Source organism: Microbacterium phyllosphaerae, assembly GCF_017876435.1.
Lineage (GTDB): Bacteria > Actinomycetota > Actinomycetes > Actinomycetales > Microbacteriaceae > Microbacterium > Microbacterium phyllosphaerae.
The window spans coordinates 3328247-3353316 of sequence record NZ_JAGIOA010000001.1 but is presented as its reverse complement, the minus strand read 5'-3'; the positions used below and the strand labels follow the sequence as shown (position 1 = coordinate 3353316).

The following is a 25070-nucleotide window of genomic DNA, read 5'->3' as shown; positions in this document are numbered from 1 at the left end:
CATGCGCGTTGCCGTCATCGGCGGAGGCCCGGGAGGGCTCTACTTCGCCGCTCTCATGAAGCAGCTCGACCCCACCCACGACATCACCGTGTGGGAACGCAACGCCCCCGACGACACCTTCGGGTTCGGGGTCGTCTTCAGCGACGAGACCCTGGGCGGGATCGAGAACGCCGACCCGGTCATCGCGGCGCGGATGAGCGAGCAGTTCGCCCGGTGGACCGACATCGACATCGTCTTCGGCGGTGCCACGCACACGATCGGCGGCCAGGGCTTCGCGGCGATGGGGCGCAAGGAGCTGCTGCAGCTGCTGCAGGGGCGCTGCCTCGAACTCGGCGTGGAGATCCTGTTCCGCACGCCCGCCCCTGACGCCGCCGAGCTGATGACGCAGTACGACCTGGTCCTCGCCGCCGACGGCGTGAACTCTTTCGTCCGGGGTCAGTTCGCCGACCGATTCGGACCCGATCTCGATCGTCGCGTCTCGAAGTACATGTGGCTCGGGACAGACCGGGTCTTCGAGGCGTTCACGTTCGCCGTGCTGCACACCCCGCACGGGATCATGCAGCTGCACGGCTACCCGTATTCCGAAGCTCGCAGCACGTTCCTGATCGAGATGCACGAGGACGTGTGGCGCGCGGCGGGTCTGGACGCGACGGAGGATCAGGTGTTCCCGCCCGGCGTCAGCGACGAGTACTCGGTCGCGCGCGTCCGAGAGCTGTTCGCCGAGGTGCTCGACGGGCATGAGGTGCTGACGAACAACTCCAAGTGGCTGAACTTCACCACGGTCCGCAACGAGCACTGGCACCACGAGAACCTCGTCATCCTCGGAGACGCCGCGCACACGGCACATTTCTCGATCGGGTCCGGCACGAAGCTGGCGATGGAGGATGCTCTCGCGCTTGCCGCGTGCGTGCACGAGCACTCGTCCCTCGACGCGGCGCTCGACGCCTACGAGGAGGAGCGTCGTCCCGTCGTCGCCTCGACGCAGCGCGCGGCGCAGGCGTCGCTCGAGTGGTTCGAGAGGATCGGTCAGTATGCCGATCAGGAGCCTCTGCAGTTCGCTTTCAACCTGCTGACGCGCAGTCGACGGATCACCCTCGAGAACCTCGCGATGCGCGACCCCGCATTCGCGGCCGAGATCGTCAGCGGCGCGCCGCTCGCGAGTCGCGACGACGCGGAACCTGCGATGTTCCGCCCGCATCGCATCGGGCGCCTCGAGCTCAAGAACCGCATCGTGGTGTCGCCCATGGACATGTACTCGTCGATCGAGGGGGTGCCCGGCGATTTCCATCTGGTGCATCTCGGCTCCAAGGCGATGGGCGGCGCCGGACTCGTGATGACCGAGATGGTGTGCGTGTCATCCGCGGGGCGGATCACGCCGGGGTGCGCGGGTCTGTACTCGGACGAGCAGACCGATGCCTGGCGGCGCATCGTCGGATACGTGCACGGCCACTCGACCGCGATGATCGGCGTGCAGATCGGTCACTCCGGTCGGAAGGGTTCGACGCGTCGGATGTGGGAAGGGATCGATCGACCGCTCGAGCAGGGCAACTGGGCGACCGTGGCCCCCTCGGCTCTGCCGTACAGCCCCGAGAATCAGGTCCCGCAGGAGGTCGATCGCGAGACGATGGACCGGATCCGCGACGAATTCGTGGGGGCCACCCTGCGGGCGGCGGACGCCGGATTCGATCTGGCCGAGCTTCATGCCGCCCATGGCTACCTCATCTCGTCGTTCCTCTCGCCGGTCTCGAACCGGCGCACCGACGATTACGGCGGCTCGCTCGAGAACCGCCTGCGGTATCCGCTCGAGGTGTTCGACGCGATGCGCGCAGCATGGCCCGCCGAGCTGCCGCTCACTGTGCGCCTCTCGGCCGAGGACTGGATCGAGGGCGGGAACACGATCGACGACGCCGTCGAGATCGCCAGGGCGTTCATCGCGCACGGCGCGGATGCGATCGACGTGTCATCCGGACAGATCGCGTCGCACGAGCATCCGCAGTTCGGGCGCAGCTACCAGACGCCCTTCGCGGATGCGATCCGCAATCGGGTGGCGGCGGCTGCGGGTGTGAGCGTGATCGCCGTGGGAGCGATCTCGAGCCACGACGACGTCAATTCGATCCTGCTCGCGGGGCGTGCCGACCTGGTGGCCCTCGGCCGCACGCATCTGTGGGACCCGCAGTGGACCCTGCATGCGGCGGCGGAACAGGGCTACCGCGGAGCCGGTGCCGACTGGGTGCCGCAGTTTCGGGCAGGGTCCCGCAAGCCGCCGACGTCGCGCACGGATGCGGTGCGGCCGCGACTGGCCCTCGTGCGGGACGCGCGGGCGGACGACGTCGACCCGAGCCGCCGGCGATGGGTTCCGCGGTCCGTGACCGCCGATGCCCTCGCCCGCTGAGAGCGCACGGGCCCTCCGAAGAACACTCGAACGTCGCCCGCGACGCGGATCGACAGCCAGACCGACACGAAGGAGACCGCACATGTCGCGGCAGATCATCAACCCCGACTCCCTGGTGAAGCCGATCGGCTTCGCCCACGGCGTCCGCGCAGGAGCATTCGTCTACCTCGGCGGCCAGACCGCCATGGATGCCGAGGGGCGCATCGTGCCCGGCGGCATCGTCGAGCAGTTCGTGCAGGCGTTCTCGAACGTGCTCACGACACTCGCCGCGGCCGGCGGTGAGCCGAGCGACCTGGTCGACGTCACGATCTACCTCACCGACGTCGACGACTATCAGCGCAACGGCCGGGAGATCGGTCGTCGCTGGCGGGAGCTCGCCGGAACCGAGTACCCGGCGATGGCGGGGATCGGTGTGACGAGACTCTGGCAGCCCGAGGCGCTCATCGAGATCCAGGGCGTCGCCCATGTCTCCGGCTCGCAGGAGAGCTGATGCGACTCGCAACCGTGCGCCGGGCCGACCGCACGCACGCGGCGGTCGGCGATGATCGGGGATGGGTGCTCTTCGACGAGGCGGATGCCCAGGAGCTCGTCGGTACGTCGGGGTGGCGAGACCGCGCCGAGGCCGCACTGCGGCATCCCGCGCGCATCGCGCTCGAGATGCAGGAGTTCGCGAATCCCGTGCCACGACCGGCGAAGGTGTTCTGCTGCGGCTTGAACTACCGCGACCACATCGTCGAGACCGGTCGTGCCGTGCCGGAGTTCCCGACCCTGTTCGCCAAGTTCGCCGACACGCTCACGGGGGCCGAAGACGACATCGTCGTGCACAACACCGACAGGCTCGACTGGGAGGCCGAGCTCGCGGTCATCGTCGGCACCGAGGTGCATCGGGCCGATCGCGTGCAGGCGCAGGCGGCGATCCTGGGGTACGCCGTCTCGAACGACATCTCGATGCGCGACTGGCAGCAGCGCACACTGCAATGGCTGCAGGGCAAGGCGTTCGACGCCACGACACCGGTCGGACCGTGGGTGGTCACCGCCGACGAGATCGACCCGAACGGCGGTCTGCGGATCACCTGCGCGGTGAACGGCGAGCTCGTGCAGGACGCGGACACGGCCGACCTCGTCTTCGACGCCGCCGACCTCATCGCGTACGTGTCGCAGATCACGGTCCTGCGTCCTGGCGACATCGTTCTCACCGGGACGCCGGGGGGAGTGGCGCTCGGCATGCCGGAGCCGCGGTGGCTCCGCGACGGCGATGTCGTCACCACCGAGATCGAGGGGATCGGCGCGCTGCGCAACACCATCCGATTCGACGACGGGCCCTAGGCGCGCGACCGTCGGGGACGGAAAAGGGCCGGGGAGATGGTCCCCGGCCCTTCTCGCGTGCGCTGTCCTGCCCGTCGCTCGGAGCGGTCAGGCGCTCGCGAAGCCGTGCGCGCGGGAGACGGCATCGAGGGTGATGCGGCCGCCCTGCACGTTGAGCCCCTTGGCGAGGGCCGCATCGTCCGACGCCGCGCGCTCCCAGCCCTTGCCGGCGATGGCCGACACGTATGGGAGCGTGGCGTTGGTCAGCGCGCGGGTGGCCGTCTCGGGCACAGCCCCGGGCATGTTCGCGACGCAGTAGTAGATCGAGTCGTGCACGGCGAACGTGGGGTCGTCGTGAGTGGTGGGGCGGGACCCCTCGAAGCATCCGCCCTGGTCGATCGCGATGTCGACGAGTACCGAGCCGGGCTTCATCGTGGCGACCATGTCGTCGGTGACGAGCTTCGGTGCCGCGGCGCCGGGGATCAGGACCGAGCCGATCACGAGGTCGGCGCTCGCCAGCTCTTCGGCGATGTCGTACCTGCTCGACGCGCGGGTCTGCAGGGCGCCGCCGTAGCGGTGCTCGAGCTCGCGAAGTCGCGGAAGCGAGATGTCGATCACGGTCACCTGAGAACCGAGTCCGAGTGCGTTCGCCGCCGCATGCTCGCCGGCGACGCCTCCGCCGATCACCACCGTCTTGGCGCGAGGAGCTCCCGCGATGCCGCCCATCAGCACGCCGCGTCCTCCGGCGGATCGCATCAGCGAGTACGAGCCCATCGTGACCGACAGGCGCCCGGCGATCTCGCTCATCGGCACCAGCAGCGGAAGGCTGCGGTCAGGCAGCTGCACGGTCTCGTAGGCGACGGCGGTGGTGCCCGCATCGACGAGCGCGGACGTGAGCGCGCGGTCTGCCGCGAGATGCAGGTAGGTGAACAGTGTGAGGTCGGGGCGCAGGAAGCCGTACTCCTGGGCGATCGGCTCCTTCACCTTGATGAGAAGATCCGCCTCGCCCCAGGTCTCTTCGGCGGTCTCGACGATCTCGGCGCCCGCGATGCGGTAGGCCTCGTCGGAGATGCCCGACCCGACACCCGCTCCGGACTGCACGAGCACACGGTGGCCCTCGTGGACCAGGCGGTCGGCCCCCGCGGGGGTGAGCGCGGTGCGGTTCTCGTTGTTCTTGACCTCTGTGGGCACGCCGATCTTCATCGATCCTCCAAAGTACGGTTGCGTGAGTGCATTTCAGAATCGCAGAAACGTCGGTTGATCGACAGAATGCCTGAAGAACATTCGTTCGTCCAGCGGATCCTGCATAATCGTTCGCATGGAGACGACGTCCGAGACCCCTCAGCCGAACACCCTTCGGGCTCCGGCGCTCGATCCGATCGATGCACGGATCGTGCAGCTGCTGAGTGCCGACGGGCGGATGACCAACGCCGAGCTCGCCGGCCACCTCGGTGTCGCACCGTCGACCGCGCACGCCCGTCTGCGTGCGCTCGTCGACCGCGGGGTGATCAGCGGTTTCCACGCGAGCGTCGACGAGCGCAAGCTGGGTGCGGGCCTGCAGGCCATCATCGGGGTGAGCCTCCGCCCGAGTGCTCGGCGCGAGAGCATCGTCGAGTTCGCCGACCGCGTGCGAGCGCTTCCGCAGGTGATCCAGGTGTTCTTCCTCGGCGGAGACGACGACTTCCTGCTGCACATCGCCGTGGCCGACTCGTCGGAGATGCGGGAGTTCGTGCTCGAGCACCTGTCGGCGCAGAGCAGCGTGGCCTCGACCAGGACCAGCATCGTGTTCGACTACCACCGCAACTCGGTCGCGGCCTCGTTCCGCTGAGTCCGCCGTCGGCGCTCGGCGTCGACAGCAGCGGCGCGGGCGTCAACGTATATTGCACGACCTCGTCCGCGTGAATATGGTGAGGGCGGGATCGGGCTCTCGTCGCACACGCGGCCCGCACCCGATGGGGGATGCGATGGGGCGCATGATCGATGATGCCGAGCTGGCCGCGTGGCTGGGCCGTCTGTCCGGTGGCCTGTGGGCGCCGGCGGGTGGCGCGGCCGCCGAAAGCGGCCCCGGGCTTCCGTCCTGGTTCTCCGCAGAGGTGATCCGTCTCGACGGCAACCTCGGGATGCTCCAGCTCTCGAACTTCGGAACCATGCGGGCCGACGACCCGGACGCCTTCGAGGCCGCGCTGCTGCGGAGATCGATCGGCGCGACCATGCTCTACAGCACGCTCGAGACCCCGCACACGGTCAGTTACGACCGCGGTTCCCCCGAAGATGAGGACATCGTCATCGTCGGGATGTCGAACCAGGGTGGTCAGCGACTGCGCACGGCCGCAGGCGTCCAGTTGATGAGCGTCGGACGCATGGGCTTCATGTCGAGCATGGGGGCCTCCGCGGTCGAGCATCTCGCCGTCAGCGACACGACGGGAGTCGTCGTCCCGGTCGCGGCGATCCCCGGGTACCGGCATGTGCTGGCCCGGGGTGCGGAGATGTTCCCCGACACCCCTCTCACGCGGGCGGCGGGTGCCTCGTTCGGGCGGATGCTGTTCGAGTGGGCCAAGGACCCCGATCAGGGCGCGGGAGCTCTGGCCGGCACCGAGGCGGCGCTCCTCGCGCTGGTCCGGGGCCTGTTCCGGCAGTTCCCCGGCGACGGCGAGACCGATCGCGCGAGCGAGCTCCGCGCGGAGGCGGGGAGGATCATCGAGCGGCGGCATCGCGACGCCGGATTCGACATCGAGGCGCTCGCCGCGGAACTTCATGTCAGCCGCCGCCAGCTCTTCCGCCTCTACGCGGGAACGGACGAGAGCCTTGCCGGCAGACTGCTGCGCCGCCGTCTGATCACGGCCCGAGAGGAGCTGCTGTCGACTCCACCGCAGGACCTCGCCGCGGTCGCCCTGAGGTCGGGGTTCGCCGACGCTGCGGCGCTTCGAGCACAGTTCTCCCGTCACGTCGGTCTGAGTCCGAGCGCCTTCCGTCTGGCCGCACGCACGCAGCCGCCGCGACTGGCCGAGGCGATGCTGCTCACCGACGAACAGTCCGGCCCGACGCTCTGACTCGCATCACCCGGTGCTGCGGCGAGCCGTGGGTGCGGCCGTGCTTCTCGGGTGCCTCGGGTGCCAGGCGGTCGCGAATCGCGTGCCAAGTGCGGTGTTGAGTGCCGGGGTCGGCGCACCCGGTGACAGAAGCTGCCGAACCTCTTCCGAGGCCGTGCAGGCGTCCATAACCTGGGCCTGCCCGTGTCCCCAGGCGGGTCATGACGGCGGGGGAGGAAGGAGCCGCGGCTCCCGATTCGCCCGTCCGTCACGGCTTCCGGACGTGGCGGTCTCGCCCGTCCGGAAGCTCGGGGACAGGCGCGCGAGCGTCGGGCATGACGGACCACCTGCGCGGGAGCACAGGTGGACGTGCGGATGCTCCGGTCGGGGGGACCGGGGCATCCGCGACCTTCTCGGAGACGGACCTCAGGCTTCGAACGACGAGGGCAGCGCGCAGTAGTCCGCGAAGCGGCGGGTCGGATTCGCGGGGTCGGTCAGGTCGACGAGAGCCGAGGCGATCGCGTGCGGAGCCTCGTCGCCGGCGAGCTGCCACACGATGAAGTTCCAGAGCCCTCGCGCGGTCTCGCTCAGCAGCGCGGGCGGTCCCGAGACAATGAGGATGCCGGCGTCGTCACCCGAGTCGCGGAACGGGGCGATGACGTCGGCGCGCAGCGCCTGTTCGTCGCCGTCAGCCGAATGCTGCCGCGCGACCTGCTGGCCGGCGGCGGTCAGGGCCTGTGCGAGGCCGTCAGCCGCCTGGCGCGACCGATCGGCATCCGCTCCGGCGACCACGACCAGCCGTCGTCCTCGCGGATACAGGTGCAGGAACTCGGAGGAGATGTCGGACCAGGCGTCGCTCATGATCTCAGGCTACGCCCGGTCGGCAGGGGGCAGGGCGGAGCCCCTCGGATGCCGCGGTCCGGCATCCGAGGGACTCCTGTGTCGTGCGGGTCAGGCCTCGTCGACGAGGAAGCGGCTGTACGCGCCGAGGGTGAGGAAGGCCGGGAACTCCTCCTGCAGAGCCACCTCGCGGAACACGGATGCCGCATCGTCGAAGCGGTCGCCGGCCGATCGCGTCGCCTGAGCGAGCACATCGCGGATCAGTCCCTCGACGTACTCGGCGGTGATCGGCGTTCCGTCCTCCGTGGTGCGGTCCTGGTGGATCCACTGCCACACCTGGGAGCGGCTGATCTCGGCGGTGGCGGCATCCTCCATCAGGTTGTCGATGGCGACGGCACCGAGGCCTCGCAACCATGCCTCGAGGTAGCGGATCGCCACAGAGACGTTGTCGCGCACGCCCCTCGCCGTGATCGGGCGTCCGATGTGCACATCGAGCAGCTGCGCCGCGGACACCGTGACCTCGGGACGCTGCCGGTCGACCTGGTTCGGTCGCTCACCGAGCACGGCATCGAACTCCGCCTGAGCCGTGGGGATCAGATCCGGGTGGGCCACCCAGGTGCCGTCGAAGCCGTCTCCGGCCTCGCGCTTCTTGTCGGCCGAGACCTTCTCGAACGCCCGGGCCGTGACCTCGGGGTCTCGTCGGTTGGGGATGAAGGCGCTCATGCCGCCGATCGCGTACGCGCCCCGCTTGTGGCAGGTCTGCACGAGCAGCTCGGTGTAGGCCCGCATGAACGGGACGGTCATGGTGACCTCGCTGCGGTCGGGGAGCACGAATCGTGCCCCTCGGCCGCGGTAGTTCTTGATGATCGAGAAGATGTAGTCCCAGCGTCCGGCGTTGAGGCCCGCGCAGTGGTCGCGCAGCTCGAACAGGATCTCGTCCATCTCGAACGCCGCGGGCAGCGTCTCGATGAGCACCGTCGCCCGGATCGTGCCGTGCGGGATGCCGACGTACTCCTCACTGAAGGAGAACACGTCGTCCCAGAGCTTCGCCTCCTCGCTCGACTCGATCTTCGCGATGTAGAAGTACGGGCCGCGGCCGTTCGCGATGAGCTCGGTCGCGTTGTGCAGGAAGTAGAGCCCGAAGTCGACGAGCGAGCCGGATGCCGCGGTGCGGCGCCCCGCCCGATCGATGAACTGCAGGTGCTTCTCGGGCAGGTGCCAGCCGCGGGGCCGCATCACGATCGTGGGGGTGCGCTCGGCGGTGACGCGGTACTCCTTGCCCGGACCCGACGCGGTCGAGGGGCCGGTGAAGGAGAGCTCGCCGCGGATCGCGTCACGCAAGGACAGCTGCCCTTCGATGACGTTCTTCCAGGTGGGGCTCGTGGCATCCTCCTGGTCGGCGAGCCACACCCGAGCGCCCGAGTTCAGGGCGTTGATCGTCATCTTGGGGTCGGTCGGTCCGGTGATCTCGACGCGTCGGTCTTCGAGACCGGGGCCTGCGCCGGCGACCCGCCACTCGGCATCCTCGCGGATGTGAGCCGTGTCGTCGCGGAACCGCGGGTCGTGGCCGTTGCCGATCTCGAACCGTCGACGCATGCGGTCGGCGAGCCGGTCGTGACGACGGGAGGCGAAGCGGTGGTGCAGTTCGGTGAGGAACGCGATCGCCTCAGGGGTGAGGATCTCGTCGTAGCGGTCGCGCAGGGGACCGGTGACGGTGATCGCCGGGCCCTGCTGCGTCGTCTGGATCGGAGCGGTGGTCGGGGGAGCGGTGGGAGTGGTCATGATCTGAGTCCTTGGGATGGCTTAGTGGAACTGCGCGGCTTCGGTGGAGCCGGCCAGGGCGAGGGTCGCGCTGTCGGGGTTGAGCGCGGTGGAGATGACGTCGAAGTAGCCGGTGCCCGCCTCGCGCTGGTGCTTGGTGGCGGTGTAGCCGTTCGCCTCGGCGGCGAACTCGGCCTCCTGCAGCTCGACGTACGCGCTCATGGCGCGCTCGGCGTAGCCGCGGGCGAGGTCGAACATCGAGTGGTTCAGGGCGTGGAAGCCGGCGAGCGTGATGAACTGGAACTTGTAGCCCAGGTCAGCCAGCTCCTGCTGGAACGTCGCGATCTCGGCGTCCGACAGGTGGCGCTTCCAGTTGAAGCTCGGGGAGCAGTTGTAGGCGAGCAGCTTGCCCGGGAACTGCGCGTGGATCGCGGCGGCGAAGTCGCGAGCCAGCTCGATGTCGGGCTCACCCGTCTCGACCCACAGCAGGTCGGCGTACGGCGCGAAGGCGAGACCTCGGCTGATGACCGATTCGATGCCGGGGCGGATGCGGTAGAAGCCCTCGGTCGTGCGCTCGCCGGTGGTGAACCGCTGGTCGCGCTCGTCGACGTCGCTGGTGAGCAGATCGGCGGCGAGAGCATCCGTCCGGGCGATGATGACCGTCGGGACCCCGGCCACGTCGGCCGCGAGGCGCGCCGCGTTCAGGGTGCGGATGTGCTGCTGGGTCGGCACGAGCACCTTGCCGCCGAGGTGGCCGCACTTCTTCTCGCTCGCGAGCTGGTCCTCCCAGTGGATGCCGGCGGCGCCCGACTGGATCAGCGACTGCGCGAGCTCGTAGGCGTTCAGCGGCCCACCGAAGCCTGCTTCGGCGTCGGCCACGATGGGCGCGAGCCAATCCTGGGTGACGTCACCCTCGGCGTGCTCGAGCTGGTCCTGACGGATCAGCGCGTTGTTGATGCGACGTACGACCGCAGGCACCGAGTTCGCGGGGTAGAGCGACTGGTCGGGGTAGGTCTGGCCGGCGAGGTTGCCGTCGGCCGCGACCTGCCAGCCCGAGAGGTAGATCGCCTTGAGGCCCGCCCGGACCTGCTGCACAGCCTGGCCGCCGGTGTAGGCGCCGAGCGCCCGCACGTAGTCCTCGGTGTGCAGGAGGTTCCAGAGGTTCTCGGCACCGCGGTGGGCGAGGATGGACTCCTCGCGGACCGATCCGCGGATGCGGATGACGTCTTCGGCCGAGTAGGTGCGCTCGACGCCGTCCCAACGGGGATCCGTCTCCCAGATCTCCCGGAGCTCGGCGGCCGTCTGAACCTGGTCGCCGGCGCGCAGGCCGACGGGGCGAGGTGCGTGGTTCTGAGCGGTGGTCGTCATGGTGTCTCCTCCGTTGGATGCCCGGACCGTGAAGCCGGGTGGCGTGTTTCCACTGTGGGTGAAGAAGTCGCGCTCACCTGACCGATCTGCCTGTGAAGATCGCTGGAAATTCTGTTTCTGTGACAGAATCGGGCGCATGAGCACCTCAGCGGTCGAAGAATACGCCGACGCCCTCACGATCGGACGCCGCATCCGTCAGCTCCGCACGGCGCGCGGGATGACCCTCGACGACCTCGCTGCCGCCGTCGACCGGGCCCCGAGCCAGATGTCGATGATCGAGACAGGCAAGCGCGAACCGAAGCTCACCCAGCTGCAGGCGATCGCACGGGCGCTCGGCGTGACGATCGACGCGCTCCTGGAGGGCGAGCCGCTCGATGAGCGCAGCGCGATCGAGATCGCCCTCGAACGCGCCATGAAGGGCCAGACGTTCCAGGCGCTCGGGATCGAGCCGTTCCGGATCGCGAAGAGCATGCCGACGGATGCCCTCAAGGCGCTGCTCGCACTGCACGGAGAGATCGACCGGCTCAAGGACGAGCGGGCCGCCACTCCGGAGGAGGCCCGGCGTGCGAACGTCGAACTGCGCCACCTCATGCGCCGACAGGACAACCACTTCGCCGACCTCGAGCAGAAGGCCGCCGAGATCCTGGCAGCCGTCGGGCATCCGGGCGGCCCGCTCACCCAGCGGACGGCCTCCGAGATCGCCGCCTATCTCGGGTTCACGCTGCACTATGCGCCGGACCTGCCGCAGACCACTCGCAGCGTCGCCGACCTCGCGCACGGGCGTCTGTATCTGTCGAGCAGTGTTCCCGCCAAGGGCGACGCGCGGACGGCCGTGCTGCAGGCCCTGTCGAGCCGCATCCTCGGACACTCGGAGCCGCGCAGCTACGCCGAGTTCCTGCGGCAGCGCGTGGAGACGAACTACCTCACCGGTGCGCTGCTGGTGCCCGAAGCGCACGTGGTTCCCGCGCTGAAGGATGCGAAGACACGAAGGGCCATCTCGATCGAGGATCTGCGCGACGCCTACTCGGTCTCGTACGAGACCGCCGCGCATCGCTTCACGAACCTGGCCACGCGCCACCTCGACATCCCCGTGCACTTCCTCAAGGTGCACGAGTCGGGCACGATCACCAAGGCGTACGAGAACGACGACGTCAACTTCCCGACCGATCGGCTCGGCGCGATCGAGGGGCAGATGTGCTGTCGCCGGTGGACGAGTCGCGTCGTGTTCGACGAGGACGACCGTTTCAATCCGTACTACCAGTACACCGACACCGGCAACGGCACGTACTGGTGCACGGCCCGGGTCGAGGCGTCGAGCGAGGGACTGCACTCGGTCAGCGTGGGCGTGCGCTTCGACGACACCAAATGGTTCGTCGGTCGGGACACCCCGCATCGCGGAGTGTCGAAGCACTCGGTCGAAGTCTGCTGCCGCAGGGCCCCGGCCGACCTCGAAGGGCGCTGGCGCGAGAACTCCTGGCCGAACGTGAAGACCCCGCGCACGCTGCTGGCGACCCTGCCGACAGGCTCGTTCCCGGGCGTCGACACCACCGACGTGTACGAGTTCCTCGAGGCGCACGCGCCCCGCTGACGACTCGGGCGGTTCAGGCCTCGATGCCGCGCAGGACGATCTCGAGCCCGCGGTCGAACGCCTCGTCGACGTCGGCGCCCTGACGGAACCCGCCGTTCTGCTCCATCATGCAGAAACCGTATGCCCAGGCCGTGAGGGTGCGCGCGACGGGGAGCGGATCAGCCGTCGTCAGTGCGCTCACCGCGCCGAGCAGGGTCGTCATCAGCGGGGCCAGGGTCTCCTGCGAGGGTGTCGCCTCGGGACTCGGCGAGTTGAACAGCAGGGTGGTCACGCGGGGCGACCTGGTCGCGAAGGCGCGCAGCGCGCGGGCGACGCCGGCGAGGACCTCGCGCGCGTCGGTGGAGTTCTCGACGACCTCGTCGACCGCGACGCCGAGTTCTGCCGCGGCATCGTCGGCCGCCAGACGGAGAAGGTCATGCCGGTTCGCCGCGCGCTTGTAGAGGCTCGGGGCGCGAACGCCGACGGCCGCAGCGACGGCGCTCATGGTGACGGCATCCACTCCGTCGCGTTCGGCGATCGTGCGGACGGCGGTGACGAGCGCGGGAGTGCTCACTCTCTGCGGTGCGGGCATGCTCTCAGCATAAGGCTATTGACTGTAGCCATCAAGGCTATGTACTGTAGCCAACATGACAGCTCAGCTCCTCCGCATCGGCGACGACATCATCGCCATCCACGCGATCGTCACTGACGACGGCGTCACTCTCATCGATGCCGGACTCTCGGGAGACCTCGGCATCCTCACCGCGGCGCTCGCGGGAGTCGGGCGTTCGCTCGACGACATCCGTGGGGTCGTGCTCACTCACGGTGACACCGACCACATCGGCATCGCCGAGGCCCTGCGCTCGCAGCACGGCGTTCCCGTGCACATCCTGCAGGCGGATGCCGAGCTCGCCACGGGCGCGGTGCCGGCGCGCGGCGTGAAGGCCGATGCCTGGAAGGTCGGTCCGTTGCTCGGCTTCATCTGGACGGGGCTGCGTCGAGGAGCGATGCGCACCAGGCGTCCGTCGATCGTCGTGCCCATGGCTGACGGCGACGTGCTCGATCTGCCCGGCGCGCCCGAGGTCATCGCGATCCCCGGCCACACGAAGGGTTCTGCGGCGATCCGGGTGTCGGCGGTCGACGCGCTGTTCCTCGGAGATGCGATCACCACCAGGCACGTGCTCACCGGGGTGGAGGGCGCGCGGCTCGCGCCGTTCAGCGACGACCCTGCGCAGACTCGTCGCAGCCTGGAGAGGCTTCGGGCGCTTCGGGAGACCCGCATCTTCCCGGGTCACGGCCCCGAGTTCACGGGACGGCAGTCGACCTGCTCGATGCCCTCGACTCACGCGGCTGAGGGATGACTCGCGGCCCGCGGCAGCGGGGGCCGCGCGGTCACGACGTAGCGCTCGTCGGGGATGTCTCGTCCCCAGAGTTCAGCCTCCGGCAGATGCCTCACGGTGACCCCTCGGAACCCGCACTGCTCGAGGAGTGCGACGGTCTGCGCGGCTGTGAGACCCGCGTCGGTGTGCCATCGGCCCTCGACGAGGATCACGATGCCGTCGGGGCGAAGGAGTGCACCCCAGACACGCAGCGCCTCGGCGGGGTCGGGCATGGCCCACAGGACGTGCCGGCTCAGCACCACGTCGTAGTCCCCGTCGGTGAGGGGTGGATCCGCGGCATCTGCGCAGATGAAGGTCGCGTCGGCTCCCTCGGCCTGCTGTTTGGTGCGCGCGAGCTCGATCATGCGGGGCGAGAAGTCGACGCCGACGACATCGTGACCGTGGCTCGCGAGCAGGAGTGAGAGTGTGCCCGTGCCGCAGCCGAGATCCGCCACCCGTGCGGGCGCGTCGCCGACGAGCGGCAGGAGCAGCGATTCCCAGGCGTGACGCGCATCGTCGCGGCGCAGGCCGTGGTCCCACGCGTCGTCGAAGGTGGGTGCTTCATGGTCCCAGAGCGTCGGATCGGACATGCGCACACGGTACCCCCGGCCGCGGACAACGGAGGGCGGGGCGCTGAGTGCGGCGTGAAGCCCGCACTGCTCAACGACACGGTTGTGTCAAAGGTATACAGGTGTTAGGTTTTCGTGCATCGGTGCGCTGCTGCCCGCAGCGCCGTTCTCGATGAGGAGACACGATGAAGCGATGGATGAGCGCAGTGGCGACGGCCGGACTGGTGGTCGCGGGGCTGAGCCTCGCCGGACCCGCGACCGCGGGCGGTGGGCGGCCGGGTACCGAAGACCTGAACCGCTGGGCGACGGACACCTGGCGATCCCTGGACGCGATGACGGACGAGCAGACGGGTCTGCCCGCCGACAATGTGACCGGTGATCTCGAGACACCGGGCGACTACACGTCGCCGACGAACATCGGCGGCTACCTGTGGTCGACGGTCACGGCCCGCGACCTGGGGATCATCACCGACGACGAGGCGCGCAGTCGCCTGTCGACCACGCTCGACACCCTCGCGGGGCTCGAGCGCAACGACGCCAGCGGGATGTTCTACAACTGGTACTCGCCGACGACGGGCGAGAAGCTGACGACCTGGCCGGACTCGGGCGACACCGTGCACCCGTTCCTCAGCACGGTCGACAACGGATGGCTCGCCGCTGCCCTCCGCATCGTCCGCGAGGCGGAGCCGGAGCTCGCGACCGAGGCGGACGCCCTGTACGACTCGATGGACTTCGGGGCGTTCTTCGATCCTGCCGGCGCCGCCGGCCTGCCTGCGGGCACGAACCGCGGAGGGTTCTGGGATGCGGCTCCGCCGGACTGCAGTGTCGAGGCGCCCATGTACAACGGCTCGGGCGAGACCGCCTACTACACGTGCCACCACTACGACACGACCGTGAGCGAGAGCCGCATCGCGACCTATCTCGGCATCGCCAACGGGCAGATCCCCGCCACTGCGCTCTCCGGGACGCATCGCACGATGCCTCCCGGCTGCGACTGGGCCTGGCAGGAGCAGCTCCCGCACGGCGACTACCGCACCTACGACGGAGTCGAGGTCTGGGAGGGCGTGTACGACTACGACGGGATGTCGTTCGTCCCGAGCTGGGGCGGCAGCATGTTCGAGTCGCTGATGCCCGACCTCCTGGTGCCGGAGACCAAGTGGGGACCGAAGTCGTGGAAGCTCAACCACCCGATCACGGTCGCCGTGCAGAAGCAGCACGGGCTCGACGAGACCGGGTACGGCTACTGGGGCTTCTCGCCCGCGAGCGATCCCTTCGGCGGCTACGCCGAGTACGGAGTCGACATCGCCGGCATGCGATCCGACGGCTACACGTCGGATGCGGAGAAGACCGACGTCGACGTCGACCGGCCCGGATGCACGACGGGAACGAATCCGTCCCCCGAGTTCGGCGACGGAGTGGTGACGCCTCACGCGGCGTTCCTCGCGCTGCCGTACGACCGCAAGGGTGCACTCAAGAACCTCCACGGCATAGAGGACGAGCTCGACGCCTACGGGCCCGGCGGCTTCTACGATGCCGTGGCTGTCAAGAGCGGCACGATCGCCGAGCGCTATCTGTCTCTCGATCAGTCGATGATCATGGCGGCGATCGGCAATGAGCTCACGAAAGATACACTCAAGGACTACTTCGTGGACCGCGAGATGGAACAGCGACTGCGGCCCGCGATGAAGCAGCAGGTATTCGGCTCGTCATGGGGATCGGGAAACGGCCACCACGGCTGAGGCTCCGCCTCACCCGCGCCGACGACGGGAGCGGGCAATGAGCACGGATGAGCAGCAGGGAACGCCGGCGCGCAGGCCCCGAGGCCCCTATGCCACGGGGCAGGCGCGCCGGCAGGCGATCGTCGACGAAGCGCTCGCGGTCTTCTCGCGCACGGGATTCCGCGGAGGATCCCTGCGGGAGATCGCGAAGCGCGTGGGCGTGACGCCCACCGGCCTGCTCCACCACTTCGCCGACAAGGAGGAGCTGTTCGCCGAGGTGATCCACCAGCGCGACGAGAAGGTGCGAGAGGCGGCAGGGGATCCCGCGGAGCACACGCTGATCGAGCAGGCGAAGCGGGTCGTCGCCCACAACCGGACGTCGAGAGGGCTGACGTCGCTGTACGCGATCGTCTCGGCTGAAGCGACGGATCCCGGCCACCCGTCGCACTCCGACTTCGCCGCCCGGTACCGCGACCGCGCCGCCGAGGCCGAGGAGATCCTCCGCAGCGGCCAGCTCGACGGAGAGGTGCGCGACGACATCGACCCCGCGCTCGCGGCGCGCCTGATCAGCGCGGTCATGGACGGCATCCAGTTGCAGTGGCTGCTGGACGATTCCGTCGACATGGTGGCCCTGTTCGAGGAGTTCGTCGGACGGTACCTGCATCCCGCCGAGGGGACGGACGGCTGAGCGATCCCCGGATGGCTGGGCGAGGGCATCCGGATTCGCCGCCAGGCGGGAGAACGTCAGCCGGCTGACCGAGAGGGCGCGTTCAGTCCCGCGCGGTCTGCAGCAGCGTCCACAGCTCGGCGCGGGCGGGGAACGATGAGAGGTCGGATGCGAGCAGCGCACCGGCCTGCGCGATGCGCGATCGGAGCGTGTGGCGATGCACGCCGAGGGCTGCGGCCGCCGGTTCGGCTTTTGCGTCGTGCTCGAGCCAGACGCGCAGTGAGCCTTCGAGGTCGCTGCCCGATCGCGCGTCGTGATCTCGCAGTGGGGCGAGACGGGATTCGGCGACCAACCGCGCCTCGTCGGTCGCCAGTGCGCTGAGGATGCTGGACCCTGCCGCATCCGCGAAGTGGAACACCCCGGCATCCGACTGCTGGCGCAGCGCAGCGAGCGCCTGTGCGTGCGCTCGGGAGAACGCGTCGTACGACTCCGACCCGGACGCCCCGATGCGGATGCCGAAGCGGGTGGCGATCTCGTCGAGCAGCGACTCGTCGGCCATCGACAGGCAGACGACGACGCCCTCCGGCGACTCCGCGAGGAAGCTCGCGGTGCCGTGCTCCGAGCGTCGCCGCTCCCACCAGTCGCTCAGAGGGCCGGCGGGGGCGTCGGCCGCGATCGCCACCACGACGGGCGCGGCGGGCATGCTGCCGAGCACTCTCCTGGCGAGAGTCGGATCATCGTCGAGCAGGGAGCTCAGCAGTTGGGAGTTGAGGCGGCGTCGGCTGCGGGCCAGCTGGTCGCTCTGCTCGAGGGCGAGCCCCGCCATCGCGATCACCGAGGTGACGACCGTGCGCGCTTCGGGGTCGAGCGCATCGACCGCGAGCGCGATCACGCCGCGCAGCTGTCCACCGCGGCCGACCGTGAAGAGCATGAACGTCTGCTCGTCGATCGTGAGCGACTGGCCGGCCTCGAGCCCGCGGGTGAGGACCTCGGTGGCCCGCTCGCCGAGCGAAGCCAGCCGACCCGCGGACATAGACGTTCGCGGGTGCGACAGCTGCAGAGCGCCGGAGGCGTCGTACATGCCGACCCAGACGCCGAGGCGTCGGCCGAGTTCGGCGACGGTCGCATCCAGGCCGTGCGGGCGGAGCGCGGCGAGTGCCAGTGCCCGCTGCGTGTCGAGCGCCCACGATCGGCGGGCGTACGCCTGAGCGGCGATCGCCTCGGAGTGTGCGCGGGCGACGGCGATGAACGGCGTGCGATAGGGGACCTCGAACAGGGGGATCCCGCGGCGGGCGCATTCGGTGACGAGCTCATCGGGGATGCCTGCCCGATGCACGTCCGTGCCGAATCCGAGACCGAGCACTCCGCGGTCGGAGAGGCGTCCGACGTAGACGTCGAAGTCGGTGCCGGCGTCGAACTGGGTGCCGGTGGTGAGCAGCGCGAGGTCTTCGGCGAGGAACGGAGTCGGGTCGGCGAGGTCGGAGCTGTGCACCCAGCGCAGGGGGTGATCGAGCGCACCGGGTGGAAGGTCGCCCTCCGTCGAGATGAGACCCAGGCCGAGGTCGCGACGGCTGAGCAGGGCTCGCAGCGTGGGCTGCTCGGCGGCATCCATGTCCTGCGCTCCTCTCCGACTCGCGCGGCACACTTGTACAGACCGGCGATGATCTCGATCAGATTGTACAGCCGGGTGAATGCGGCGGTCGCCGCTCGGGTCGTACGCTCGCCCACATGGCACTCCTCGACAACGCAGCTGTTGCAGTTCCCCTCGGCGGACCCGAGCTCCCCCAGGAGCGTCGCCTCGTGACAGACCTTCCCGGCCCGCGGTCGGCGGAGATCCTCGCACGCAAGGCCGACGCGGTGGCAGCCGGAGTCGGACACACGGTTCCCGTCGCGGCCGTCGCCGCCGGTGGAGGAGTGGTCGTCGACGCCGACGGCAACTCGCTCATCGACCTGGGATCCGGCATCGCCGTGACCACGGTCGGCAACGCGCACCCGAAGGTCGCGGCCGCCGTCGCCGCCCAGGCCGCGCAGTTCACCCACACCTGCTTCATGATCTCGCCGTACGAGTCGTACATCGGTGTGGCCGAGGCACTCAACCGCCTCACGCCCGGCGACTTCGCGAAGAAGAGCGCGCTGTTCAACTCCGGCGCCGAGGCCGTCGAGAACGCGATCAAGATCGCCCGCAAGCACACCGGTCGCCAGGCGGTCGTCGCCTTCGACCACGGCTACCACGGCCGCACCAACCTCACCATGGCGCTGACCGCCAAGTCGATGCCCTACAAGAGCGGCTTCGGTCCGTTCGCCCCCGAGGTGTACCGCGCTCCGATGTCCTACCCGTTCCGCGACGGACTCGCCGGCCCCGAGGCGGCATCCCGCGTCATCCTCCAGCTCGAGAAGCAGATCGGCGCCGACAACCTCGCCGCCGTGATCATCGAGCCCATCCAGGGTGAGGGCGGCTTCATCGTCCCCGCCGAGGGCTTCCTGCCGGCGATCGCCTCGTGGTGCCGCGAGAACGGCGTCGTCTTCATCGCCGACGAGGTGCAGACGGGCTTCGCCCGCACCGGCCACATGTTCGCGAGCGAGATCTTCGGCATCGAGCCCGACCTGATCACCACGGCCAAGGGCATCGCGGGCGGCCTGCCGCTCGCCGCCGTCACCGGCCGCGCAGAGATCATGGACGCCTCGCACTCGGGCGGCCTCGGCGGCACCTACGGCGGCAACCCGATCGCCTGCGCGGCAGCCCTCGCGGCGATCGACGTCTTCGAGAACGACGGCGTGATCGAGCGTGCACGCGAGATCGGAGAGATCCTCACGCAGCGCCTCGGCGCGATGCAGGAGAAGGATGCCCGCATCGGCGACATCCGCGGATACGGCGCGATGATCGCGGCCGAGTTCATCGACCCCGAGACCAAGGCGCCGGATGCCGCGCTCACCGCAGCCGTCGCCAAGGCGTGCGTCGCCCAGGGCGTCATCGTCCTCACCTGCGGCACGTACGGCAACGTCATCCGCTTCCTGCCGCCGCTCGCGATCGGCGACGCCCTTCTGAACGAGGGCCTCGACGTCGTCGCGGCAGCGCTCGCTGCGGCCTGACATGTCGACCGAACCGGAATCGCAGTGGGATCGGCCCGTCTCTCCTGAGACGTCGGCCGGTTTCGCCGGCGCGAACCCGCGCACGAAGAAACTGCGGTCCCGTCACGTCACGATGATCACGCTCGGCGGGATCATCGGCGCGAGCCTCTTCGTCGGATCCGGCAACGTGATCCGCGCCGTCGGACCCGCCGCCGTGCTGTCGTACCTCATCGGCGGTCTGCTGGTGTTCCTCGCCATGCGCATGCTCGGCGAGATGGCGGCCTCGCGTCCGGCCATCGGATCGTTCATGGAGTACGCCAGGGTCGGCCTCGGCAACTGGGCCGCCTACCTCGTGGGCTGGCTGTACTGGTACTTCTGGGTCGGCGTGCTCGCCTACGAGGCGGTGCTCGGCGGCGAGACCATGGCCAGCTGGTTCCCGGTGGTGCCGTCGTGGGCCTGGTCGCTGATCCTGATCGGGATCTTCGTCGGGACGAACGTCATCTCGGTGCGCACGTTCGGCGAGGTCGAGTTCTGGCTCGCCAGCATCAAGGTGCTCGCGATCGTCGTGTTCCTCGGTGCCGGTCTGCTCTTCGCCTTCGGACTGTGGCCGAACTCCGAGGTCTCGGTCTCGAACCTGTGGGAGCACGGCGGTTTCGCCCCGAACGGCTACGGCGTCGCGTTCACCGGCGTCGCGCTGGTGATCTTCTCGTACTTCGGCACGGAGATCGCGGTGATGGCCTCCGCCGAGTCCGAGAACCCGGCCAAGGGCATCCGCCAGGCCACGAGCACGATCATCTGGCGCATCCTGCTGTTCTTCGTCGGCTCGGTGCTCATCATCGTCACCGTCGTGCCGTGGGACGAGCTCCCCGTGCCGACCGACGTCGCGAACGCGCCGTTCACGTACGCGCTCGAGCAGTTCGGCATCCCCGGCGCGAGCATCATCATGCAGCTCGTCATCTTCACCGCGGTCATCTCGGTGCTGAACTCCGGCCTGTACTCCGCGTCGCGCATGTTCTCGGCGCTGGCTGAGCAGGGCTTCGCGCCGAAGATCATGACGAAGAAGTCGAAGAGCGGCGTACCTGTCATGGCGCTGCTCGCCTCGACCATCGGCGGCCTCATCGCCACCCTCGTCAACTTCTTCACGCCCGGCTCCGGCATCTTCGACTTCATCATGAACTCGGCGGGTCTCGTCGCGCTGTTCGTCTATGTCTTCATCGCGCTGACCCAGTGGCGGCTGCGTCAGAAGATGACGCCGGAGGAGGTCGCGAACCTCAAGCTCAAGATGTGGCTCCACCCGTGGCTCAACATCCTGCTGATCGCCTGCATCGCCGCGGTGCTCGTGGTGATGCTCACGACCGAGGGCGGACGCACCCAGGTCTGGACGAGCCTCATCGCCACCGGCGTGCTCGTGCTCTTCTGGCCGTTCGTGCGCCGCAATCTGAAGAAGCGCAACGCCGCACAGGCGCCTGAGACATCGGGAAGCGACGCCGTCGCGACCTGAACACACGTCCGGTCGCGATCCGTATCGGGGGATTTCGGATCGCGACCGGCACTACCCACTTTCCAACGAAGGAGAAGCAGATGGCTGAGATCACTCGTGACGTGCTGATCGTCGGTGCGGGAGCCGCAGGGCTCACGGCGGCGAACGACCTGCGCAAGGCCGGCCTGTCGGTGGCCGTGCTGGAGGCCCGCGACCGCGTCGGCGGGCGTCTGTGGACCGACGTCATCGACGGCGCGATGCTCGAGCTCGGCGGCCAGTGGGTCTCGCCCGATCAGGATGCGCTGAAGGACACGATCGAGGAGCTGGGGCTCGAGACCTACAGCCGCTACCGCGAGGGCGACAGCGTGTACGTCGGCCCCGACGGTCAGACGCACCGCTTCACGGGCGAGATGTTCCCGGTGTCGGCTGAGACCGAGGCGGTCATCGCCGAGATCACCGAGCGACTCGACGCCATGGTCGCCGAGATCGACCCGGATCGCCCCTGGGCGCACGCGAACGCCGCCGAATGGGACTCCGTCACGTGGGACGCCTGGCTGCGGGCTCAGACCGACGACGACGAGGCCGTGCGCAACCTGGCCTTCGCCACGGGATCCGCGATGCTCACCAAGCCCACGCACTCGTTCTCGCTGCTGCAGTCGCTGCTGATGGCGGCATCCGCAGGTTCCTACTCGAACCTCGTCGACGCCGACTTCATCCTCGACAAGCGCGTCGTCGGCGGCCTGCAGAAGGTGCCGCAGCTGCTCGCCGAGCGCCTCGGCGACGACGTCTACCTGAACCAGCCTGTGCGCTCGCTCGAGTGGAGCGCCGACGGCGTGACCGCCACGACCGACGAGCTCACGGTGCGTGCGCGCTTCGCGATCCTCGCCCACGCTCCGGTGCTCTACAGCCGCATCGCCTTCGTGCCGCCGCTGCCGCGTCGCCAGCACCAGATGCACCAGCACATCTCGATGGGCTTCGTCATCAAGGTGCACGCCGTCTACGACCGCCCGTTCTGGCGCGAGCAGGGCCTCAGCGGCACCGCGTTCAGCCCGTACGAGTTGTCGCACGAGGCGTACGACAACACGAACCACGGCGACGAGCGCGGCACGCTGGTGGGCTTCGTCAGCGACCAGAACGCCGACGATCTCTTCGCGCTCACGGCTGAGGAGCGCAAGGAGCGGATCCTCGAGTCGTTGTCGCACTACTACGGCCCCGAGGCCAAGAACCCGGTCGTCTACTACGAGAGCGACTGGGGCACCGAGGAGTGGACCCGCGGTGCGTACGCCGCGAGCTTCGACATGGGCGGCCTGCACCGCTACGGTGCTGACCTTCGCTCGGCCGTCGGACCGATCCACTTCGCGTGCAGCGACCTCGCCGGCGCCGGCTACCAGCACGTCGACGGCGCGATCCGCATGGGGCACCTCGTCGCGTCGAACATCGTCGAGTCGAGCCGCGCAGCGGGCGACACGGTCGAGGCCGGCTGATGACCGGTGCGGTCGTCGTCGGCTACACGGCGACGGATGCGGGAGCGGATGCCGCGGCGCTCGGAGCCCGGCTCGCCCGCAGCCTGGGCGCGGTCCTGCATCTGGTGATCGTGCTGCCCTTCGAGGGCACCCGCAGCGCGGCCGTGCCGCCGGAGCGCGCCTACGAGGACCACATCCGCCGCCAGGCGAAGGAGTGGCTCGAGGATGCGGTCGTCCGGCTGCCGCAGGAGCTGACGCGCACGGGACACGTGCGCTTCGCCGAGTCGTTCGCCGAGGGGCTCATCGCGGCCGGCGAGGAGTTCGATGCGCGCCTGATCGTCGTCGGCACGGCCAACGGCAGCATCTTCGGCCGCCACCGTCTCGGCAGCGTCGCCTCCGAGCTGCTGCACTCGTCGACGATCCCCGTCGCGCTCGCGCCGTCGGGCACGGCCGCGCAGGACGATCACGTGCTCCCGCGGCTGACGGTCGCGATCGGCACCCGCCCCGGCGCCGACAACCTGCTCGACGAGGCTGCGGCGATCGCGACCGAGTCGCGGGTCGGCCTGCGTCTGGTCTCGCTCGTGCCGTTCGACGTGCCTCCGGGCCTCGACACCGGCGCGATCCGGGTGGTCGGCAACGAGCACGGGCACGACGTGCTCGCCGCCGCGAAGGGTCTGCTCCCTGACGAGCTCACCGCCGAGCTCGAGGAAGCACCCGGCGACACGGTCGAGGACGCGGTCGCGAACCTCTCGTGGCTTCCCGGAGAGGTCGTGCTCGTCGGCTCCAGCCGTCTGGCGCAGCCCCGCCGCCTGTTCCTGGGCTCCACCGCAGCGAAGATGCTGCACGAACTGCCCGTACCCATGATCGTCGTCCCGCGCACCCGCGCCGAAGCAGGAGTCCGCTGATGAGCAGCTCGAACCGGGCGACGGAGCCCGAATCCGGTGTGACGACCGGCATCTCCCAGAAGGGTCTGAGCGCCGGCGCCGTCGGCGTGCTCGGCGCCGTCGTCATCGGCGTCTCCACGATCGCCCCCGCATACACGCTCACGGCATCCCTCGGACCGACGGTCGCGGTCGTCGGCACCCAGGTGCCCGCGATCATGCTCGTCGGCTTCATCCCGATGCTCCTCACCGCGTTCGGATACCGCGAGCTCAACCGCATGATGCCCGATTCCGGCACCTCGTTCACCTGGGGTGTGCGGGCGTTCGGACCCTGGATCGGCTGGATGACCGGCTGGGGGCTCATCGCCGCCACGGTCATCGTGCTGTCGAACCTCGCCGGCATCGCCGTCGAGTTCCTCTTCCTGCTGATCGCCCAGGTCAGCGGCAACCCCGCGATCGCCGATCTGGCGTTCAACCCGATCATCAACGTGGTCGTCTGTCTGCTCTTCATGCTCGGCGCGACGCTGGTGTCGTACCGCGACATGCAGACCACGCAGAAGTTCCAGTACATCCTGGTCGGCTTCCAGGTGCTCGTGCTCGTCATCTTCGCGACGGTCGCGATCGTCAAGGCCGTCTCGGGCGACGCCCCCGAGCCCACCGCGTTCTCGTGGTCGTGGTTCAACCCGTTCGAGGTCCCGTCGTTCAGCGCCTTCGCGGCCGGCCTCTCGCTGTCGATCTTCATCTTCTGGGGCTGGGACGTCGTCCTCACCATGAACGAGGAGACCAAGGACCCGGCCAAGACCCCCGGTCGCGCGGCGATGGTCACGGTCGTGGTCGTCGTGGCGCTCTACCTGCTGCTCGCGATCGGCCTGATCATGTTCGCAGGCGTCGGCACGGGCGACTACGGTCTCGCCAACGAGGACATCTCGGCGAACGTGTTCTTCGCGCTGTCCGACCCGATCCTGGGCCCGCTCGCGTTCCTGGTCTCGCTCGCGGTGCTCTCGAGCTCCGCGGCCTCGCTGCAGTCGACGGCTGTCGGCCCCGCTCGCACGCTGCTGGCGATGGGGCACTACGGCGCCCTGCCCAAGAAGTTCGCACGGGTCAGCCCCCGGTTCTTCACGCCCGGGTATTCGACGATCGTGTCGGCGGTGGTCGCCTCCGTCTTCTACGCCGTCATGCGCCTGCTGAGCGAGAACGTGCTCACCGACACGATCCTGTCACTCGGCATGATGATCTGCTTCTACTACGGGCTCACGGCGTTCGCGTGCGTCTGGTACTTCCGCAAGCAGTGGTTCGACTCGGCGAGGAGCTTCTTCTTCACGTTCCTGTTCCCGCTCGTCGGCGGCGCGATCCTCGCGGTACTGTTCGTGACCACGCTCATCGACTCGATGGACCCGGCCTACGGCAGCGGTTCGAGCATCGGCGGCCTCGGCCTCGTGTTCGTCCTCGGCGTCGGCATCATCGTGATCGGCATCGTGATCATGATCTGGCAGGCGATCAAGCGCCCCGCCTTCTTCCGCGGCGAGACCCTCGGCGTCGACGCGCCGCCGAGCGCCCGCCGCCGCTGATCCCCACCCACGTC

General features: G+C 69.1%; 21 protein-coding genes. 14 read left to right on the top strand and 7 right to left on the bottom strand.

All coding sequences use genetic code 11. The features are described 5' to 3' along the window. Position 1 precedes the first annotated feature (1 nt). From JOF42_RS15895 to JOF42_RS15885, 3 genes are all read left to right on the top strand, one after another. Positions 2 to 2392: a bifunctional salicylyl-CoA 5-hydroxylase/oxidoreductase gene (locus tag JOF42_RS15895; RefSeq protein WP_210098715.1), complete on the top strand. Its 2391-nt coding sequence runs from the start codon at positions 2 to 4 to the stop codon at positions 2390 to 2392. Positions 2393 to 2474: 82 nt separating this feature from the next. Beyond that, positions 2475 to 2882 carry a RidA family protein gene (locus tag JOF42_RS15890; protein ID WP_210098714.1) on the top strand — a complete coding sequence of 136 codons (408 nt, stop codon included), beginning with the start codon at positions 2475 to 2477 and terminating at the stop codon, positions 2880 to 2882. Then, complete coding sequence (locus tag JOF42_RS15885) at positions 2882 to 3718, top strand: fumarylacetoacetate hydrolase family protein (protein WP_210098713.1); 837 nt, start codon at positions 2882 to 2884, stop codon at positions 3716 to 3718. Before JOF42_RS15890 ends, JOF42_RS15885 begins: the two co-directional genes overlap by 1 nt. Positions 3719 to 3805: 87 nt before the next feature. Here the strand turns inward: JOF42_RS15885 and ald are convergent, their stop codons facing one another. Beyond that, entirely contained in the window at positions 3806 to 4900 is a 1095-nt protein-coding gene (gene ald, locus JOF42_RS15880; protein WP_210098712.1) for an alanine dehydrogenase, read from the bottom strand. A gap of 115 nt (positions 4901 to 5015) precedes the next feature. On the opposite strand from ald, the gene JOF42_RS15875 reads away from it, so the two are divergent. After that, entirely contained in the window at positions 5016 to 5525 is a 510-nt protein-coding gene (locus tag JOF42_RS15875) for an Lrp/AsnC family transcriptional regulator (RefSeq protein WP_210098711.1), read from the top strand. A gap of 145 nt (positions 5526 to 5670) precedes the next feature. Continuing rightward, on the top strand, positions 5671 to 6747 hold the full coding sequence (locus JOF42_RS15870; RefSeq protein ID WP_210098710.1) for an AraC family transcriptional regulator: 1077 nt from the start codon (positions 5671 to 5673) through the stop codon (positions 6745 to 6747). 405 nt (positions 6748 to 7152) lie between these two features. On the opposite strand, the gene JOF42_RS15865 is transcribed toward JOF42_RS15870, so the two are convergent. The 3 genes from JOF42_RS15865 to aceA all read right to left on the bottom strand — a co-directional run bounded on the left by JOF42_RS15865 (position 7153) and on the right by aceA (position 10695). Beyond that, positions 7153 to 7587 (bottom strand): hypothetical protein, encoded by a 435-nt coding sequence (locus JOF42_RS15865; RefSeq protein ID WP_210098709.1) that lies wholly within the window; start codon positions 7585 to 7587, stop codon positions 7153 to 7155. A gap of 90 nt (positions 7588 to 7677) precedes the next feature. After that, on the bottom strand, positions 7678 to 9348 hold the full coding sequence (gene aceB, locus JOF42_RS15860) for a malate synthase A (protein ID WP_210098708.1): 1671 nt from the start codon (positions 9346 to 9348) through the stop codon (positions 7678 to 7680). Between the two features lie 21 nt (positions 9349 to 9369). Then, positions 9370 to 10695 (bottom strand): isocitrate lyase, encoded by a 1326-nt coding sequence (gene aceA / locus JOF42_RS15855; protein ID WP_210098707.1) that lies wholly within the window; start codon positions 10693 to 10695, stop codon positions 9370 to 9372. A 136-nt stretch (positions 10696 to 10831) separates the two neighbouring features. Between aceA and JOF42_RS15850 the strand changes: the two genes are divergently transcribed. Continuing rightward, positions 10832 to 12283, top strand: a complete 1452-nt coding sequence (locus JOF42_RS15850; protein ID WP_210098706.1) for a helix-turn-helix domain-containing protein — start codon at positions 10832 to 10834, stop codon at positions 12281 to 12283. 13 nt (positions 12284 to 12296) lie between these two features. Here JOF42_RS15850 and JOF42_RS15845 read toward each other — a convergent pair whose 3' ends face one another. Beyond that, positions 12297 to 12854, bottom strand: a complete 558-nt coding sequence (locus tag JOF42_RS15845) for a TetR-like C-terminal domain-containing protein (RefSeq protein WP_210098705.1) — start codon at positions 12852 to 12854, stop codon at positions 12297 to 12299. A 55-nt stretch (positions 12855 to 12909) separates the two neighbouring features. On the opposite strand from JOF42_RS15845, the gene JOF42_RS15840 reads away from it, so the two are divergent. Then, entirely contained in the window at positions 12910 to 13623 is a 714-nt protein-coding gene (locus JOF42_RS15840) for an MBL fold metallo-hydrolase (protein ID WP_210098704.1), read from the top strand. Here JOF42_RS15840 and JOF42_RS15835 read toward each other — a convergent pair. Beyond that, on the bottom strand, positions 13605 to 14231 hold the full coding sequence (locus JOF42_RS15835; protein ID WP_210098703.1) for a class I SAM-dependent methyltransferase: 627 nt from the start codon (positions 14229 to 14231) through the stop codon (positions 13605 to 13607). The genes JOF42_RS15840 and JOF42_RS15835 overlap by 19 nt on opposite strands. Positions 14232 to 14395: 164 nt before the next feature. Here JOF42_RS15835 and JOF42_RS15830 point away from each other — a divergent pair, with 164 nt between their 5' ends. Both JOF42_RS15830 and JOF42_RS15825 read left to right on the top strand, forming a co-directional pair. Next, entirely contained in the window at positions 14396 to 15949 is a 1554-nt protein-coding gene (locus JOF42_RS15830) for a glucoamylase family protein (protein WP_210098702.1), read from the top strand. Between the two features lie 37 nt (positions 15950 to 15986). Next, positions 15987 to 16616, top strand: a complete 630-nt coding sequence (locus JOF42_RS15825; protein ID WP_210098701.1) for a TetR/AcrR family transcriptional regulator — start codon at positions 15987 to 15989, stop codon at positions 16614 to 16616. 82 nt (positions 16617 to 16698) lie between these two features. Here JOF42_RS15825 and JOF42_RS15820 read toward each other — a convergent pair whose 3' ends face one another. Beyond that, on the bottom strand, positions 16699 to 18207 hold the full coding sequence (locus JOF42_RS15820) for a PucR family transcriptional regulator (protein WP_210098700.1): 1509 nt from the start codon (positions 18205 to 18207) through the stop codon (positions 16699 to 16701). Between the two features lie 116 nt (positions 18208 to 18323). On the opposite strand from JOF42_RS15820, the gene gabT reads away from it, so the two are divergent. The 5 genes from gabT to JOF42_RS15795 all read left to right on the top strand — a co-directional run bounded on the left by gabT (position 18324) and on the right by JOF42_RS15795 (position 25056). Continuing rightward, positions 18324 to 19685 (top strand): 4-aminobutyrate--2-oxoglutarate transaminase, encoded by a 1362-nt coding sequence (gene gabT, locus JOF42_RS15815; RefSeq protein ID WP_210098699.1) that lies wholly within the window; start codon positions 18324 to 18326, stop codon positions 19683 to 19685. Between the two features lies 1 nt (position 19686). Continuing rightward, positions 19687 to 21165: an amino acid permease gene (locus tag JOF42_RS15810; protein ID WP_210098698.1), complete on the top strand. Its 1479-nt coding sequence runs from the start codon at positions 19687 to 19689 to the stop codon at positions 21163 to 21165. An 80-nt stretch (positions 21166 to 21245) separates the two neighbouring features. Further along, a complete protein-coding gene (locus JOF42_RS15805) occupies positions 21246 to 22628 on the top strand; it encodes a flavin monoamine oxidase family protein (RefSeq protein WP_210098697.1) in 1383 nt (460 codons plus the stop codon). Then, the gene (locus JOF42_RS15800) at positions 22628 to 23512 is read left to right on the top strand and encodes a universal stress protein (protein ID WP_210098696.1); all 885 of its coding nucleotides are present in this window, start codon (positions 22628 to 22630) and stop codon (positions 23510 to 23512) included. The genes JOF42_RS15805 and JOF42_RS15800 overlap by 1 nt, the downstream gene beginning before the upstream one ends. Continuing rightward, positions 23512 to 25056: an APC family permease gene (locus JOF42_RS15795; protein ID WP_210098695.1), complete on the top strand. Its 1545-nt coding sequence runs from the start codon at positions 23512 to 23514 to the stop codon at positions 25054 to 25056. The genes JOF42_RS15800 and JOF42_RS15795 overlap by 1 nt, the downstream gene beginning before the upstream one ends. The last annotated feature ends 14 nt before the right edge of the window (positions 25057 to 25070 follow it).

What these genes read in the sequence shown, in the direction of transcription:
- JOF42_RS15800 (WP_210098696.1), top strand. Translation starts at nt 22,628, where the DNA reads ATGACCGGTGCGGTCGTCGTCGGCTACACGGCGACGGATGCGGGAGCG.
- JOF42_RS15840 (WP_210098704.1), top strand. Translation starts at nt 12,910, where the DNA reads ATGACAGCTCAGCTCCTCCGCATCGGCGACGACATCATCGCCATCCAC.
- JOF42_RS15795 (WP_210098695.1), top strand. Translation starts at nt 23,512, where the DNA reads ATGAGCAGCTCGAACCGGGCGACGGAGCCCGAATCCGGTGTGACGACC.
- JOF42_RS15825 (WP_210098701.1), top strand. Translation starts at nt 15,987, where the DNA reads ATGAGCACGGATGAGCAGCAGGGAACGCCGGCGCGCAGGCCCCGAGGC.
- aceA (WP_210098707.1), bottom strand. Translation starts at nt 10,695, where the DNA reads ATGACGACCACCGCTCAGAACCACGCACCTCGCCCCGTCGGCCTGCGC.
- gabT (WP_210098699.1), top strand. Translation starts at nt 18,324, where the DNA reads ATGGCACTCCTCGACAACGCAGCTGTTGCAGTTCCCCTCGGCGGACCC.
- JOF42_RS15810 (WP_210098698.1), top strand. Translation starts at nt 19,687, where the DNA reads ATGTCGACCGAACCGGAATCGCAGTGGGATCGGCCCGTCTCTCCTGAG.
- JOF42_RS15850 (WP_210098706.1), top strand. Translation starts at nt 10,832, where the DNA reads ATGAGCACCTCAGCGGTCGAAGAATACGCCGACGCCCTCACGATCGGA.
- JOF42_RS15895 (WP_210098715.1), top strand. Translation starts at nt 2, where the DNA reads ATGCGCGTTGCCGTCATCGGCGGAGGCCCGGGAGGGCTCTACTTCGCC.
- JOF42_RS15820 (WP_210098700.1), bottom strand. Translation starts at nt 18,207, where the DNA reads ATGGATGCCGCCGAGCAGCCCACGCTGCGAGCCCTGCTCAGCCGTCGC.
- JOF42_RS15835 (WP_210098703.1), bottom strand. Translation starts at nt 14,231, where the DNA reads ATGTCCGATCCGACGCTCTGGGACCATGAAGCACCCACCTTCGACGAC.
- JOF42_RS15890 (WP_210098714.1), top strand. Translation starts at nt 2,475, where the DNA reads ATGTCGCGGCAGATCATCAACCCCGACTCCCTGGTGAAGCCGATCGGC.
- JOF42_RS15885 (WP_210098713.1), top strand. Translation starts at nt 2,882, where the DNA reads ATGCGACTCGCAACCGTGCGCCGGGCCGACCGCACGCACGCGGCGGTC.
- aceB (WP_210098708.1), bottom strand. Translation starts at nt 9,348, where the DNA reads ATGACCACTCCCACCGCTCCCCCGACCACCGCTCCGATCCAGACGACG.
- JOF42_RS15870 (WP_210098710.1), top strand. Translation starts at nt 5,671, where the DNA reads ATGATCGATGATGCCGAGCTGGCCGCGTGGCTGGGCCGTCTGTCCGGT.
- JOF42_RS15805 (WP_210098697.1), top strand. Translation starts at nt 21,246, where the DNA reads ATGGCTGAGATCACTCGTGACGTGCTGATCGTCGGTGCGGGAGCCGCA.
- JOF42_RS15845 (WP_210098705.1), bottom strand. Translation starts at nt 12,854, where the DNA reads ATGCCCGCACCGCAGAGAGTGAGCACTCCCGCGCTCGTCACCGCCGTC.
- JOF42_RS15875 (WP_210098711.1), top strand. Translation starts at nt 5,016, where the DNA reads ATGGAGACGACGTCCGAGACCCCTCAGCCGAACACCCTTCGGGCTCCG.
- JOF42_RS15830 (WP_210098702.1), top strand. Translation starts at nt 14,396, where the DNA reads ATGAAGCGATGGATGAGCGCAGTGGCGACGGCCGGACTGGTGGTCGCG.
- ald (WP_210098712.1), bottom strand. Translation starts at nt 4,900, where the DNA reads ATGAAGATCGGCGTGCCCACAGAGGTCAAGAACAACGAGAACCGCACC.
- JOF42_RS15865 (WP_210098709.1), bottom strand. Translation starts at nt 7,587, where the DNA reads ATGAGCGACGCCTGGTCCGACATCTCCTCCGAGTTCCTGCACCTGTAT.